This is a genomic window from Paenibacillus sp. FSL L8-0641, from assembly GCF_038006265.1.
Lineage (GTDB): Bacteria > Bacillota > Bacilli > Paenibacillales > Paenibacillaceae > Paenibacillus > Paenibacillus polymyxa_D.
In genome coordinates, this window is the sequence record NZ_JBBOUW010000001.1 from 3,257,665 (window position 1) to 3,272,981 (window position 15,317).

The 15,317-nt window shown below is 45.1% G+C and carries 13 protein-coding genes and 1 pseudogene; 6 read left to right on the top strand and 8 right to left on the bottom strand.

The genetic code is table 11. The features are described from left to right. Window positions 1-45: 45 nt before the first annotated feature. Window positions 46-849 (bottom strand): lipid II flippase Amj family protein, encoded by an 804-nt coding sequence (locus MKY16_RS14605; protein WP_029517219.1) that lies wholly within the window; start codon window positions 847-849, stop codon window positions 46-48. Between the two features lie 151 nt (window positions 850-1,000). Between MKY16_RS14605 and MKY16_RS14610 the strand changes: the two genes are divergently transcribed. Next, window positions 1,001-1,192, top strand: a complete 192-nt coding sequence (locus MKY16_RS14610) for a hypothetical protein (RefSeq protein ID WP_029517218.1) — start codon at window positions 1,001-1,003, stop codon at window positions 1,190-1,192. A gap of 113 nt (window positions 1,193-1,305) precedes the next feature. Here the strand turns inward: MKY16_RS14610 and MKY16_RS14615 are convergent, their stop codons facing one another. After that, complete coding sequence (locus MKY16_RS14615; protein ID WP_029517217.1) at window positions 1,306-2,010, bottom strand: YitT family protein; 705 nt, start codon at window positions 2,008-2,010, stop codon at window positions 1,306-1,308. Between the two features lie 460 nt (window positions 2,011-2,470). Continuing rightward, window positions 2,471-3,361, bottom strand: a complete 891-nt coding sequence (locus MKY16_RS14620) for a DMT family transporter (protein WP_029517216.1) — start codon at window positions 3,359-3,361, stop codon at window positions 2,471-2,473. A gap of 301 nt (window positions 3,362-3,662) precedes the next feature. Here MKY16_RS14620 and MKY16_RS14625 point away from each other — a divergent pair, with 301 nt between their 5' ends. From MKY16_RS14625 to MKY16_RS14635, 3 genes and pseudogenes are all read left to right on the top strand, one after another. Further along, window positions 3,663-4,064 carry a hypothetical protein gene (locus tag MKY16_RS14625; protein ID WP_049816977.1) on the top strand — a complete coding sequence of 134 codons (402 nt, stop codon included), beginning with the start codon at window positions 3,663-3,665 and terminating at the stop codon, window positions 4,062-4,064. A 257-nt stretch (window positions 4,065-4,321) separates the two neighbouring features. Beyond that, window positions 4,322-4,744: pseudogene (locus MKY16_RS14630) on the top strand (spore germination protein); the annotation flags it as partial. A gap of 140 nt (window positions 4,745-4,884) precedes the next feature. Beyond that, window positions 4,885-5,187, top strand: a complete 303-nt coding sequence (locus MKY16_RS14635) for a Ger(x)C family spore germination C-terminal domain-containing protein (RefSeq protein ID WP_029517214.1) — start codon at window positions 4,885-4,887, stop codon at window positions 5,185-5,187. A gap of 14 nt (window positions 5,188-5,201) precedes the next feature. On the opposite strand, the gene MKY16_RS14640 is transcribed toward MKY16_RS14635, so the two are convergent. Then, window positions 5,202-7,727 carry a transglycosylase domain-containing protein gene (locus tag MKY16_RS14640; RefSeq protein WP_029517213.1) on the bottom strand — a complete coding sequence of 842 codons (2,526 nt, stop codon included), beginning with the start codon at window positions 7,725-7,727 and terminating at the stop codon, window positions 5,202-5,204. Window positions 7,728-7,943: 216 nt separating this feature from the next. Between MKY16_RS14640 and MKY16_RS14645 the strand changes: the two genes are divergently transcribed. Beyond that, window positions 7,944-9,212, top strand: coding sequence for a DNA polymerase IV (locus MKY16_RS14645; RefSeq protein ID WP_340955848.1), 1,269 nt, complete (start codon window positions 7,944-7,946; stop codon window positions 9,210-9,212). Window positions 9,213-9,362: 150 nt separating this feature from the next. Here the strand turns inward: MKY16_RS14645 and MKY16_RS14650 are convergent, their stop codons facing one another. From MKY16_RS14650 to MKY16_RS14665, 4 genes are all read right to left on the bottom strand, one after another. Further along, a complete protein-coding gene (locus MKY16_RS14650) occupies window positions 9,363-9,650 on the bottom strand; it encodes a stage VI sporulation protein F (RefSeq protein ID WP_013310877.1) in 288 nt (95 codons plus the stop codon). 111 nt (window positions 9,651-9,761) lie between these two features. Beyond that, a complete protein-coding gene (recG, locus tag MKY16_RS14655; protein ID WP_340955850.1) occupies window positions 9,762-11,810 on the bottom strand; it encodes an ATP-dependent DNA helicase RecG in 2,049 nt (682 codons plus the stop codon). 1 nt (window position 11,811) lies between these two features. Beyond that, window positions 11,812-12,681: a DegV family protein gene (locus MKY16_RS14660; protein ID WP_069012745.1), complete on the bottom strand. Its 870-nt coding sequence runs from the start codon at window positions 12,679-12,681 to the stop codon at window positions 11,812-11,814. Between the two features lie 49 nt (window positions 12,682-12,730). Beyond that, entirely contained in the window at window positions 12,731-14,515 is a 1,785-nt protein-coding gene (locus MKY16_RS14665) for a DAK2 domain-containing protein (RefSeq protein ID WP_069012746.1), read from the bottom strand. Window positions 14,516-15,024: 509 nt separating this feature from the next. On the opposite strand from MKY16_RS14665, the gene rpmB reads away from it, so the two are divergent. Then, window positions 15,025-15,213, top strand: coding sequence for a 50S ribosomal protein L28 (gene rpmB, locus MKY16_RS14670; RefSeq protein ID WP_013310881.1), 189 nt, complete (start codon window positions 15,025-15,027; stop codon window positions 15,211-15,213). Window positions 15,214-15,317: the final 104 nt, after the last annotated feature.

The following is a 15,317-nucleotide window of genomic DNA, read 5'->3' on the forward strand; positions in this document are numbered from 1 at the left end:
CTTTTTTGGGATATGGCAGCAGCACATCATTACGAAAGCTAGCAATTAACTCATTACCCATCCAAGCCAAATTGCTAGCGGTACTAGCAATAGCTGAGCTAATAAAGTACCTGCCAAACGCGACATGATCATCCAGCCGTACATACTGTTCATCCGAGTTAAGGGTAGCTCCCCTCGTAGCGTTTTCTCTGACAGTACCGCCAATCTTGGATCAATTAACAAGGTCAATAATACCGTTGCAACGCCATTGATTAGACCTGACGACATTGACATTGCTGTACCTTGAGCAGGCCACAGGAATGAAGCATATAAAGCAGATACTACTCCTGTTGTATAGATCGCAGTAACGGTTATATTCAGAATAATTAGACGTTTGGGTATCGCTCCGCTAATCAATGAAGTAAGCATAGACCAGGTGGGACGTTTTATGTAGTAGCCTGCATGTTTCCAGCGACTTCGCAGCATTAAATGACGCACCAAAGCCGGAATAGATCCGGTATGCTCCAAATGCACAATCCATCTGGCTGACATGCGTACCACTGTTGGATACAGTAATATAGCAAGTATGGTTCCAACGGTTGCTGCCAGCAGTACCCCATGCATATATAGTTCCAGTCTAATATCCGTTCCGCCCACTTGTGCTGCAGCTTTAGCCTGATCGACCATCCCTCCGAGTAAAGGCCCCTGCGCCATGTTAGAGGTGCGTGAAACCAACAGCAGCATTCCCGCAACGGTTAACGCTAATCCAATCCGACGCGCTCGCAAACCACCAAGCCGCAGAGCATAGGACAAGCTATCTGTAGTATGAATGATGATAGTCAGCAAAAAAACAAAACCCCAGGCAAGCAAATGCTTCACTCCTTTTTCTGGTATTCTGCACACCATTATACGCTTTTTCTCAAGATACATTTTACAATATATTCATTTCTTTGATTTCCGTTTGTTTAATCCTACAACGGGTAATACATAGTACATCATCTGCTATAAGGAGTGTGCAACTATGCCTTGGAACAAACATGATTACCCTCCATCCATGAAAAACCTGGAACCTCGTGTGCGAGAAAAAGCCGTTGATATTGCTAACGCTCTACTCCGTGACGGCTACGAAGAAGGTCGCTCGATTGCGATTGCCACTTCCCAAGCCGAGGAATGGAACGATAATCATCCAGCCGAGCAAGATGAGAAACAGTAGAAAAAATATAAAACGGACGCATTCAGTCTACTTTAAAACCTTCCTGATAGAAGCTGAATACAGCGAAAGGGTGTTACGTAAGAAGATTTCTCTCCTAACGTAACACCCTTTCCTTATTGACGAAGGCTGTGGACGACCGGCACTGTTTTGGCAACTACCTTTTTAGCGGGAATAGCCGCTGGCAGTACCTTTTTCACAGGTCGGTGCAGTTGGAACGTGGTCGTCCATGTAATTATTTTTCCGGCAAGCCACACAGCCAGTATTGTAAACATTGTTTCCTTCATAGGCAGATACAAGAGTGATAATCCCAGTACGATGATGTCACTGACAATAAACACGTTGCCGATTTTCCACCCGCGCCACTCACTGATCAGCAGAGATAAGATATCATCGCCCCCGGTTGCTCCACCGAATCGCAGTACGATTCCGGCTCCCAAACCTGTAAGCACCCCACAAAGTAGAGCAGCTATCAGCAGATTTCCATGTAGATCTATAACCAGAGTCGAATACTTCTCAAATCCTGCATAAAACAGTGAAAAAGCGACGGCTCCGATTAACGCAAGCAGCATAAATCTTTTGCCCTTCAGTACCCATGCCAGCAATATGACGGGAATATCAAGCAGCAACATACTCCATGCTGGAGATATGCCAAACGCGTAATGTCCCAGCAGGGCCAAGCCTGCAAATCCGCCTTCTGACAAATGATTTTGGGCATTAATGTGATAGTACGTAAAAGCTAAAATGCATGTTCCGAGCAACATGACAGCAATCTGTCTCAATGCTCCATTGTTCACGATAGATTCGTAAGTTTTCCTCATACAGGCTCCCTCGGTTTCTCGTAAGTTTGATGTGGATGAACCCACTCTTACGGAAACTACCAGGTAAGATGTGCCTGGAGGACTTGGTCCTTCGCATGTACAATCCCCTCTTCCGCAGAGTTGGCTTTCGCAACTTGACGTTACTCCGCGGAAAAGCTAAGTATAAGACAGATCAAATCGTTTCCAAATCGTCCTTTGGGGAAGTATCCTTCGGGGACACATGGTATCCTGATCCTTTCTTTTGTGGAATAAAACTCCGACATTTCTGTGGTACATATAATTCTATAATTTATTATACCACACCTTGTCACCTGCTAAACAGCTTGCTTTTTTGCTGCACCATATTTTATTTTATGTGTGAGCATGCTTTATTGTATGTGTGAATTAACGCATTATACCGAAGGTTTGGCGAATGTACATTTAATATAACCCAAATCGTATTTTATTTTTGTTTAGATTATTATCCACTTAATTTGGCGGTTCTACGCTGATTGGCCATAAACACTCCTCCAAGTATAAGGACCAGCCCGGTTAGAACGTTCCAGCCGATATGTTCATTCAAGAGCAAAAAGCCCCATACAATGGCACTTACTGGTACAAAATACGTCACCGAAGAAGCAAATTCCGCACTCCCCCGCAAAATCATGTAGTTGAACAAAATATATGCTACTCCTGATCCCAAAACTCCCAGTCCTATAAGAGAACCCAATACACCTGAATCAGAAACAATCGACAAATCAGGTCTCTCCACCATTGCCATCATAATGCCACCCCCTACCGCCGCACCAAGCAGTGTCGCAAAGGTAGCCTGATACATGGAAAGATTGGAAAGAAAACGTTTGGAGAGCTGTGTTCCAAATCCGTAGCAAAGAGTCGCAAGCAGCATACACCCAAAACCCACAGGATCAACAGAAATAATAGATGCAGGATTAATACCCAATAAAATAATAATTCCTACAAAAGCGAGACCCATTCCTAACCACTGCATTCGATGAAAAATAGCTCCGAAAAAAACAAGCCCCACCAACATGGTCCATATGGGCGTGGTAGCATTCAATACAGAAGCCATGCTGCTAGCTATTCTGGTCTCGCTAAAACCGATCAATGTCCATGGCAAGACCATGTTGACCGAAGCTACCAGAGTAACCGATTTCCACGGAATGCTTTTGATTTTAAACGGCCTGCGCATAAGTATCATTAACAAGACAATAAAAATAAGCCCAAAGCTGGACCTGAGAAATACAATAGTCCACGGCCCTACCTGATGTAGCAACAACACCTTGATAAACATAAACGAACCGCCCCAAATGAGGCTCAACAGTAATAAAGCTGCATATAACGAACGTGACAATATGTATACCTTCTTTCTCCACTTTCTTAAGTTAAATAGTAAAGGCTGACCGCAGTCAGAACGATCTCCCCTTTTATGTAAGTTTTTATCCATTAGCTTAACATAAACTCTGTTTGACTGTCATTGGCGATAAACGTAAGATTCTTTACATAATGGCACATGGGTATCGCTCCCCATCACTTTTCCAATAATTGATGATTGCTTTAACCATGGAAAAATTCCTATGATGAGGTATAAATAGAACATACGTTCTATATACTGATTATATATTGTATTCTTACTCGGAGTAAAGGAGATTTTTATGCCAAGCCAAAAGATACTGAACCACAAGAGCAAAGCTCCTTTACCTTCTGAAGAAGACACAGGGCTGGTCAAGATGTGTGTACTTTTAACTCTTGTTCTGGATGTGCTGGAACGAGACATTCGTATTATAAATACCTCTCCTCTAAAAATGCCCGATTTGTATGTTCGTAGCCTGACTGGAGTACAACAGCGCGTAGCTGTTCAATTAGCAGAGACAAAAGCGCGAATGAAAACACTAGGAATTAAAATTTACAGCGAAATCCGAAATCATGAAGGCGTAGAGGTTTTGTATGTATGCCGTGGCTATCAAAGGCGATTTTTCATGCTTTCATCCTTTGCTCGCAGCGAGGTCCGGCGGAAACTGGGACACTATCTAGGAATTGATCCGACGCAAGATTAAGCCTCCTTGTAATCTGGTGATTCAAGAATGGATAAGTCACCAGATCATGGATAAACTCAGTCCATTTGGCACACATTATGCCTATCTCATCCAAAAGGAGGGGCTCTCTTGTCTGGACATGACGCAGCTTCCGTTGAATTAAGCAGAAATGTTTGAGCAGTTATCCATCAATCTGAATCTGATTCGCAAACAAATTGTCACCCCGTCACTGGTTGTACGCTCTTTATGTGGGATCTAAAACCCGAACTAAAATCGTTATTGTCTATGTTCAAGACTTGGCTAATCCTGAGCTGGTGAAAGCAGTGAAAACGAGAATTAAAGCGATCTCCTCCGATATGGCGCTCCCTCCCGTTTTTATTCAAGAATTTAGGGAGAACAATCCTTATTCTCTTCCCTCAATAGCTCAGACGGAACGACCGGATCGTGTGACCGCCAATCTAATGGAGGGACGGATTGCGATTTTGGCTGATGGTAGCCCAACTACTCTAATAGCTCCCATCTCTTTTTCTGCATTTTACCAAAGCCCAGACGATTATCACGCTCGTTGGATTATTAGTTCATTTCTAAGAACGATTCGAATGACGAGCTTTTTAATCGCTTTTACGCTGCTTGCCATTTACATTGCGACGATTACTTTTCATCCAGCTATTTTGCCATTAGAGCTGGCGCATATCATCAAATAATAACTAGGAATTGGTTCTACGCCCAATAATTTTACTTATTTCCCCCTAATGTGTTCCCTTTTTCTGCTGCTAATTCTATCCTATCTCTTCAAAAAAAAGGAGGGACCTGAAACATAAAAAAGAGCAGAGCGCTTGGAATGCTGGCTCTACTCATGTTTATAACAGGCTGCTGGGATCAGAACAATTTGAAGGATGCCCGATTGGCAAATGCATCGGCTTATGATCTCACTCCTGAAGGCGTGTTGTCGCAAACGCTAGAGACTGTAGATGATCCTCAAAGCAATCAGGAAAATGGATGTGATGCCTTTGGCGTAGACAGACAGTTGATCGCTCATCATCCAGTAGTATGGAAAAGTGTAGATTGGAATGAAGAATACCCCAATGTTCGTTTTCATCCGCAGGTCACTGTAGACATTGTTGGGAACGGCATTTTAAACTAAACCGTTCCTGTCGCTTAGTTTTTGGGTTGATCAGATATTATTTCTGGATAAGTAACTTCATCAGATTGGTTTTTTGGAGTCTCACTCTGGCTTTCCGATTCAGAAGGAGTCTCCTGTTCATTTTCAACAGAAGGTTGCGAAGTATCTGTTGATGGCACATCGTTGTTCTCATCAGGCATATCTACCTCTGTGTCTGCGTCAGGAATAGCAGGATCCGTTTCCTCTGGTGGAATTTTCTCTTGATCTATTGCAGGGACCTCAACCTCTGGGACTGCTTTTTCCTTGATATCTGGTTTGGATGGGACCACTGGTCTAGCAGAACGCGGAATCTGTTCTCTTCCAACCTCGGTAGGCACATATTTTTGATTAAACCAGTCAGTCACGAGTTGACCCGATTGACGGGAATAACGCCCTGGTAGCTTACCTGTAAGGCTAGAAACCGTAACTCTTACAACACCTTCCGGCTGTATAAAGTGCTTATTCTTAAAAAGCTCAGGCTGGTCCTTGACCGCCTCATTCATGATCAGTGCCCACACTGACTGTGCTCTGGAATGGCCTTCTTGAGATAGTGTATTAACCTGTTGGCGGTAACCAGCCCAGACGCCTAGTGTAACGTCAGGTGTATACCCCATAAACCACACATCACCAAAGTTTTGTGTCGTACCGGTTTTACCGGCGATATCAATGTCACCATAGCTTTTAAAAGCATTTTGCAGACGTTTGCCAGTTCCCCTCGGATCTGATATAACCGTTTTGAGCATATCCGTCATCAAAAATGCGGTTTGCTGCGAATATACACGTCTCGTCTGCGGTTTAAATTCATATACGATCTTCCCGTTGGCATCCGTAATTTTGCTGATCAGATGAGGTGCATTATATACACCCATATTGGGAATCGTTCCATATGCTGCGGTCAGTTCCTCGACGGATACCCCTTTACTTAGTCCACCCAAAACCCCTGTCTGTGCATGTTCATCCTGCGACTGAATGGTCGTAATTCCAAGAGAACGCACAAAATTCCAAGCGTTAGGAATTTTAACTTCATATAAGAACAGCCTCAGCGCAGGGATGTTGATTGACCGATTGAGTGCTTCACGGGCTGTCATAAGCCCCTCGTACCGTCTGTTATAATTTTTAGGAATATGATAACCTTTACGTCCGTCTTTCAATATGATTTGTGAATCATCAATAAGACCGGCTGGCTGAGTGTAGCCTTTTTCCAAAGCAGGTAAATAAGCAGCAATAGGCTTCATGGCAGAACCGGGCTGACGTGTCATTTGAGTTGCATAGTTCATTTGCTCGGTATTAAAATCTCTGCCCTCGATCATACCAAGTACAGCCCCTGTTTTATGATCAATCATGATTGCTGCAATCTGCTCTAATCCCTTCTTCTTACTGTATGGAGAAAAGTTTTGTGGATTGGCTGCAATCTGCCGCATATTATTATAAATTTTCTTATTTATCGTTGTATAAATTCGATATCCGGACCTTTGCAACTCTTCTCGCGTATTTTGAAGAAGCTCGGCATGCTCAGGCTTGGAAATTTCGGCTGGCGTGATATCCGGATTTTGCTGGAGCGCTAACAATTGGGCCGCTTCCCGCTCTGTCTCCAGCATCAAATAAGGGAATGTGTTATAACTTTTTTCGCGATGTGGCGCAAGAGTGGCTTTCACATCAAATTGAAGCGCCTCATTATATTCGGATAGCGTAAGTTTACCTGTTGCCAGCATTCTTCCCAACACGACACGTTGACGCTCCATCGCTTTATTGAAGCCTTCTTCATCAAAGTTCCCTTTACCATCAAAAGCGGAATAAACAGATGGCAGTTGCGGGAGACCTGCCAAATAAGCCGCCTGAGCAATATGAAGCTTATGTAGATCACTTACATTGAAAATTCCTAACGAAGCAGACTTGATTCCATATAAATTGTAACCAGCGGAACCATTACCAAAAGGCATTTTGTTTAAGTAAGCCGTTAATATTTTATCCTTGCCCATAAACCGTTCCATACGCAATGCTAGCAGCATTTCCTTCACCTTGCGGCTGTCCGTCTTATCCAGACTGAGAAAAACCCTTCGGGCTACCTGCTGCGTCAGTGTGCTGCCGCCTGTTTGGCGGTTTTCATTCAAAAGCTTCTGCTTAACGGCACGAGCTGTTCCCTTTAAATCCACACCACGGTGCTCATAAAATTGGCTGTCTTCCGTTGAAATGAGGGCGTCCACAATCGACTGAGGGACATCCTTCAGATCAACGAGCTGTCGATCCTCCTCCATGCGCATTCTTCCAACCGGAGTTACCTGATCATTAAAAAATACAAAGCTGGTCAGAGCGTTCTCATTTACCTTTTCATATATCAACTGACGTGATCGTACAGGTTCATCATGAACCAGTGCCGCTACATAGCCGGATATAAGACCTCCAGCAAATAGCAATCCAAGTACACCCGCAAACGAGAACCACTTGATATTAATTAGCAAAACTCTGCCAAAAATACGCCACCTACTGCGTTTTTGAGATGATGGTCGACGTTTTGGGTTCATAAAAATGGTTTTCTCCCCTCAATATTCATTCATTTCCACTTGTTTTTGCTCAAGATATTATGATACGCCATGTTAGGTTTTACGTAAACTCTAACGTTCCAAAAAATACATTTGTATTAGGAACACTTGTTCTGTATATAATACTACTATAAGAGTATACATTCAAGAATATTTTGGTAGGATGATCAACACCTATCAGGAGAGGAGGTCGAATTTTTGAAGGAACGCAGAAATAGAACCATATTCTTATCGGACTGCCAAAGTTTTTATACCAGCATCGAAAAAGCAGATGATCCCAAATACCAACATAAGCCACTCGTTGTGGCCGGTGACCCTGCACTTCGTTCAGGCATTATTTTAGCTGCATGTCCGCTGGCCAAAAAATACGGTATATCTACAGCAGAACGTCTGGGAGAAGCGGTGAAAAAATGTCCTGACCTTATCATTGTACGCCCGCGTATGCAGCATTATATCGATGTCTCATTAAAAATAACAGAAATCTATAATGAATATACGGATTTGGTTGAAGTTTTCAGCATTGATGAACAGTTTCTGGATATGAGCGGAAGTCTCTCTCTGTTCGGAGATCCGGTGAGTATTGCAAGTGAAATTCAGCAAAAGGTACTGGCACAAACAGGAGTATGGATTCGAATTGGCATCAGCTCCAACAAAATGCTGGCTAAAACCGCGACAGATATATGGGCTAAAAAAAATGACAGTGGCATTTTCTTGTTGCCTACATCCGATATTGCAGCGTTGCTGTGGCCTCAGCCAGTACGTCTTATGTTCGGCATTGGTTCGCGTATGGAACGGCATTTGGAGAAGCTTGGACTACACAGCATTGGAGATATCGCACGTACCCCCTTACCCCGGCTACAGGACAGATTCCGGTCTCATTTCGGCAAGCAGTCCGATATTCAGGCAGAGGTGATATGGCGGACTGCTAACGGGATCGATCACAGCCCGGTCAAGCCGGAAACATTTAATACACCTCCCAAATCCATCGGTCATATGATGACTCTTCCCCGCGACTATCTCCAGCCTGCGGAAGTGGAAACCATCCTGCTTGAACTAACAGAAGAGGTGTGTCGGGACGCCCGCCGCAAAGGATATATGGGCTCAGTTGTGACTGTTCATTGTATATGCAGTCCCTACGAGGCACCAACTGGGTTCTCCCGACAAATGAAGATACCCGATCCTACAAACCATACCCAAAAAGTATATGAAACCGTTAAAAAAATCTTTTATACTTTTTGGAATCATATGCCCGTGAAGCGCGCAGGGGTTACTTTAAGCGGATTGGTGGATGATCAACTATATCAGTTGGATTTATTTGAGGATCAGGAGCGATCCCGTGCTTTGGAAAAGGTGACGGACACTTTAAAGGATCGGTATGGTCAGTCCATCATCATGCGAGCATCATCGTTAACAGATGCCGGGCAGGCCATGGAACGCTCTATCAAAATTGGCGGTCATTACAAATAAAAAGTCTCATGATAAGTGCACACTAGCTATTGCCCGGGGAATGAACTAAAACAAACCAAAAAGGATCGCCTGATATCAGGCAATCCTTTTTTTATCTGTGCTTCACAAAAAAACATGGAGAACGCTTTGAAGCACCTCTTCAAATAGCAATCAACGGAACATTCCCCACAGCTTGATTAGATGAAATGTATTGGACGGATCAATTTTTTGTGCCAATACGAAGGCGGTCAATTGCTCCTCCTGCGCAGCCGTCAAACGCTCGTTTAAAATAGCAGAAGTGGACTTCACAAGATGACGCACCTTAGCTTTATTTTGCAGGTCCGCTTTAGTCACACCTTCAATCTGCTGCTTAACCCGCTCCTTGAGCGCACGATTCTTCATTTTCAACTTAATCCGCTCCACCAGTTGCGGACTGATTCCATATTGCTGATAGCTCAATGTTGCCACACCTCCCATATCATTCGGTCATTCCCAAATATATGACGGCCAGCCTGTCCATTGTGCCTATCTGTTTAAAACGTTTAAAACAATCTCATAATTCATGGTGGATTAATCGATGAGATCCCCCTGAAAAATCTGCTCTTTTTGCAAATAACCGCGCAATGCTTCATACTGCGGAGATGTCCAAAAGGACGCATCCTTGATCAGATCAGTTGCATCCTCACGCGCCTTTTCCAGCACCTCAAAATCCGCTACCATATCTGCTAAACGAAACTCGGGTAGCCCACTCTGCTTGGTACCAAAAAAGTCACCCGGCCCCCTCAAATCCAGATCGCGTCTAGCCACCTCAAAACCATCGTCCGTATCGGTCATAACCTTCATCCGCTCCTGACCAACCTCCGACTTAGGGTCAGCGATCAATACGCAATACGAGGCATGTGCACCCCGTCCGACTCGTCCACGTAATTGATGTAACTGGGATAGTCCAAAACGATCCGCATCCATAATGATCATTAGTGTCGCATTGGGAACGTCTACCCCTACCTCCACAACCGTCGTTGAAACGAGCAACTGAATTTCATTCGCATAGAAAGAACGCATAACTTCTTCCTTTTCTGCGGGAGTCATTCGTCCATGTAATAGCCCAACGCGGTAATGTGGAAAAGCCTGCTGCATTTGAATATGCAAATCGATGGCATTCTGTACGTCTAGCTTCTCCGACTCTTCAATCAACGGACAAATCAGATAAGCCTGCCGTCCCTGGTCTACCTCGCGGGAAATAAAACCAAGTACCCGATCCATCAGTTCGTACTTCACCCAATAGGTGGAAATTGGAATACGCCCCTTCGGCCGCTCTGACAACGTAGAAACATCCATATCGCCAAACGCAGTGATGGCCAGCGTACGAGGGATCGGTGTGGCCGTCATCGTCAGCACATCGGGATTATAGCCTTTGCGACGCAGTACACTTCGCTGGTTCACTCCGAATCTATGCTGCTCATCCGTTACAACAAGCCCAAGCTGACGAAAATATACATCCTCCTGAATGAGAGCATGGGTGCCTACTACAATGTCCAGCAGACCCATTTGGAGAGCAGCTAGCAGTTCCTTACGCTTCTTCCCGGTTGTACTCCCAGTCAGTAGACCAACGCTGATTCCAAAGGGCTCAAACAGCTTGTGAAGCGATCGCATGTGCTGCTCGGCCAATATTTCGGTTGGCACCATCAGCGCTCCCTGAAAACCGGAACGTACTGTGGCAAATAAACCGATGGCAGCAACAACTGTTTTACCTGACCCAACATCCCCCTGAAGCAGACGGTTCATACAATTAGGTGAGCGTAGATCGTGCAGTATTTCAAGCTCTACCTTCTTCTGTGCATCCGTTAATTCAAAAGGCAAAGCCCTTACAAATTCACGAATCGTGGCGTTATCCACCGTATGTACCACCCCGTCCGCACGACCGCGATTTAACGCCCGGAATGCCTGCATTTTCAGCTGAAATAAAAACAGTTCCTCATACACCATCCGCCGACGAGCCTCTTGCCCCTCGCGGTTGTCCTGAGGCTGGTGTATACCCGCAATAGCCTGCTTGCGCGGCATCATACTATATTTGCGTACAAGCAACTCAGGCAATATTTCGGGGATCATTTCACCAAACTGCTGGAGCGTCTGGTTCATTATTTTTCGCATCCAGCTTTGGGTGATCTTGCCGCCTATAGAGTACACCGGTTGAAGTGTCCCCGAGCGGGCTACTCCTTTATCAGGAAACTCAGAATCTGCAACAGTCATCTGCATACGTTTGAGGTCCCATTTACCAGTCACCACAATTTCACGACCTGAGGTTAGCTGTTCCTTCATGAAATGCCGATTAAACCACGTTGCGGTAAACATCCAATCCTCGGCCATCAATTTACAAGTCAACCTTGATTTGCGCCCGTAACGCTGAAGCACTGGAATGCCCATAATTTTGGCTTGTACCGTAATCTTATCTCCGTCCTTCACTTCGCTTAGCGAGCGCAGTCGGTAATCTTCATACCGAAACGGATAATACTCCAGCATATCCTGTATGTTAAAAATGCCAAAAGCGTGAAGCTCTCCCTCTTTGAGAGCACTCACGCCATGTATTTGTTTTAAAGGTATTTGATCCAATTGCAGCATATTACCTCTCATCTCCGGCCGGCCACACAAAAATGCCAATCGTTCCTGGCCCTACATGGGTCCCAATCACAGCGCCAAGTTCAGTATATATTCGATCTCCTAGCTCAAAATGCTCTGCCAGCTGAGCCACGAACGCTTCTGCCACTGAGCGATCTGCCGTATGGCCCACAGCAATATTAATTTTTTGGCCTTTTAAGTCCCGCTCCAGTAGTTCAATAATTCTCGCTGTCGCTTTTTTATGCCCTCTCGCCTTATCAACTGAATAAATAATGCCTTCTTTGTCAATCGAAAGTATCGGCTTAATGTTAAGCAACGTGCCCACCATTGCCGCTGCCTTACCAATACGTCCGCCTTTTTGTAAGTATTGCAGGGTATCCACCAGGAAATACAAACAACGGCGCTCTCCACGACGTTCCACAGCCCGAACAATATCAGCCGGGGAGTGCCCGGCTGCCGCCAGCTCTGCCGCATAAACCACTAGCATACCGTATCCGTATGAAGCTGATTTGGAATCCACCACAGTCACTCTATGTTCATGCTTCTCCAGCATGGATTTGCCCAGCAGAGCAGACTGATACGTTCCGCTCACACCCGAGGATAAATGGATAGAGATAATCTGGCTCTCAGGGTATTGCTCCAATAGTGTCGTGTATGTCTCCAAAAAACGGGCTGGTGAAGGCTGTGAAGTCGTAGGCAGCTCATCAGCCCGTACCAGTTCGCTGTAAAACTGCGCCGCTGACATCTCAATGCCGTCCAGGTAAGTTGTGCTGCCGAACATCACTGTCAGTGGTACAACGACTATACCGAGACGGTCTGCTAATTCCGGTGGAATATCAGCCGTGCTATCCGTCAAAATGATGGTACTACTCATCAGTCAGACCTCCTTTTGTAGTGGACTTCCATGGACGCGCAAAAGCACATCAGGTTTCCACTGAGAACAAATAAGGATAAATCGGCTGACCACCTTCATGAACTTCCACTTCAGCATCCGCATAATTTTCTTCAATCCATGCAACAAGCTGATCTGTGTCTTGTTGATTCGCGTCCGAACCTGTAAGAATCGTAACAATTTCATCGCCATTCACCAGCATTTTCGCTAGCAAAAGACGGGACGTTGCCATTAAGTGTTCCTCGGTCGCAACAATCTTGGAATCCTGAATACCGATGTAGTGCCCTGCTGTAATATGCAGATCATCAAGCGTCGTATCCCGTACCGCGTAGGTCACTTGCCCAGACTTCACCCGGGTGACTGCGTCACGCATATTGTCCTGATTTACCTCAAAAGCCTCTTCCTCCTGGAAGGCAAATGCTGCCACAATGCCCTGAGGAATTGTTTTGCTCGGAATAACCGACACCAAACGTTCCATCTCTAGCAGTTCACGTGCTTGTTCTGCCGCCAAAATAATATTGGAATTATTCGGAAGAATAAAAATATGTTGAGCCGCAATCGAGCGGGCCGCATTAACGAAGTCCTCTGTGCTCGGATTCATTGTTTGGCCGCCAGCAAGGACAACATCGACGCCTAAACTTCTGAAAATATCAGCAATTCCTTCACCGGAAGCCACAGCTATAAAACCAAAGGATGCCAGTTCATGAGCGGGAGGCTCAGACGGCTCTTCCTCACGTACAGGCTCTGTTGGTATTTCAGCAAACCACTCAGGCTCAGGAGCAACATCCATACCCGCAGACAACAAATCACGATGCTGCTCGCGCATATTTAAAATACGAATCTGTGTAATTTCTCCGTAACGCAGTGCCAAATTCAGTACTTCACCAGGAGCCTTAGAATGCACGTGAACCTTGATGACGTCATCGTCTGAAATCACGATAATAGAATCACCATCTACAGATAACGCTTTCCGGAAGGCTTCCTCATCAAAATAGGTACCTTGCGCATCGCCCAGTTGTCGATTAATAAAAAACTCCATATCATACAAAAATTCAATATTATCCGTTTCGAGCTTCGCTTGCGCAGAAATCGGCGCATCTGGGGAAGGAACAACTGCAGGAGCAGTAGGTCTCTCCGATACGTGAGGAGCAAAAACCTGGCGCGCATTATCACTTTTTGCAATTGGAGACGTCACCAAGCCGCTTCCAAGATGCTGCATAAAGCCTTCATAAATATACACAAGACCTTGCCCACCCGAATCTACAACTCCTACTTGCTTCAGTACAGGGAGCATGTCCTGCGTCATGGCAAGCGTTTCCTTCGCTTTGGCAAGCACTTCTTCCATCAGTTCCGTGATATCGTTCGTCCGGCGCGAGAAAAACACAGCATGCCTGGCCGCTTCCTTCGCCACGGTAAGAATTGTACCCTCCACCGGCTTAACCACCGCCTTGTAGGCCGCATCCACCCCGCTCTGCAATGCCGATGCGAACTGAAGGGTATTCAATTCCTCGTATGGGGCAGCGTAACGGCTGAAGCCACGAAACAACTGAGACAGGATAACCCCTGAATTGCCGCGGGCTCCCATCAGCAAACCTTTGGATAATATGCCGGACATGACACCGATGGAGGAAGAATCCCCCCTCTTTAATTCCGTTACGCCCGCGCTCATCGTCAAATTCATGTTGGTTCCCGTATCACCGTCTGGCACCGGGAATACATTTAGTGAATTGACATGTTCCGCATGCTGCTGTAATTGTTCCGCCCCGGCTAAAACCATTGCGGTAAAATCTGTTCCATTCAAAGAACGATTACTCAAGAGAATTCCCCTTCCTAGCTTAATACACTTGTTTTACTATCAACCTTCACCACACCTTATTCAACTGTGCCTACAGGTTCAATTAAATTATACTAAAGCCAGACGACGAATACGAATGTCACACTTTCATAAGCTCTTGTACTCACGTCTGGTCGTTCTTCTACAGGTCATATACAATGAAAAACCAGTCAACTGCCCCACAATAAATCATCGGCTGGAATGATAACTATAGTCCCGCCTCTGAACCGCCGGCATGACTGGAATAAGAATTCACATTCCATTTAAATACAAAATAATCGCAACAATAACTATCCCATATTGTACTATAATGCGAAAGAGAAATAAATAAAGTTTTTGAATCAGTTGACGGAGCTTTTTTGACTATGATATTATATTTAAGTATTGTTTTGTTCAGGTTAGTGACTTACAAAGTCCGGCTGACCCAGTCGGCCTGAAGAGAGACCCGTTCCATATGGAATTTGGTTATTTTCAGAATAGGAGGTGGAATCATGTCTCGTAAATGTTCTGTAACAGGCAAAAAGCCTGGCAGCGGTAACCACGTATCTCACGCTAACAACCGTAATCGCCGTACTTGGGGCGTCAACGTACAAAAAGTTCGCATTCTCGTTAACGGTAAACCGAAACGCGTTTATGTCAGCACTCGTGCATTGAAAGCCGGTAAAGTGACTCGCGTGTAGTCGTAAAAAAATATCGTTATAAACAAAAGGCACCTCGTTTTAAACGGGTGCTTTTTTGGTTATTCGAAAAGTAATACCCGCCTAGTTCAGGAGAACAAAATGTC

What these genes read in the sequence shown, in the direction of transcription:
- MKY16_RS14610 (WP_029517218.1), top strand. Translation starts at nt 1,001, where the DNA reads ATGCCTTGGAACAAACATGATTACCCTCCATCCATGAAAAACCTGGAA.
- MKY16_RS14615 (WP_029517217.1), bottom strand. Translation starts at nt 2,010, where the DNA reads ATGAGGAAAACTTACGAATCTATCGTGAACAATGGAGCATTGAGACAG.
- MKY16_RS14625 (WP_049816977.1), top strand. Translation starts at nt 3,663, where the DNA reads ATGCCAAGCCAAAAGATACTGAACCACAAGAGCAAAGCTCCTTTACCT.
- MKY16_RS14635 (WP_029517214.1), top strand. Translation starts at nt 4,885, where the DNA reads ATGCTGGCTCTACTCATGTTTATAACAGGCTGCTGGGATCAGAACAAT.
- MKY16_RS14640 (WP_029517213.1), bottom strand. Translation starts at nt 7,727, where the DNA reads ATGAACCCAAAACGTCGACCATCATCTCAAAAACGCAGTAGGTGGCGT.
- recG (WP_340955850.1), bottom strand. Translation starts at nt 11,810, where the DNA reads ATGCTGCAATTGGATCAAATACCTTTAAAACAAATACATGGCGTGAGT.
- MKY16_RS14660 (WP_069012745.1), bottom strand. Translation starts at nt 12,681, where the DNA reads ATGAGTAGTACCATCATTTTGACGGATAGCACGGCTGATATTCCACCG.
- rpmB (WP_013310881.1), top strand. Translation starts at nt 15,025, where the DNA reads ATGTCTCGTAAATGTTCTGTAACAGGCAAAAAGCCTGGCAGCGGTAAC.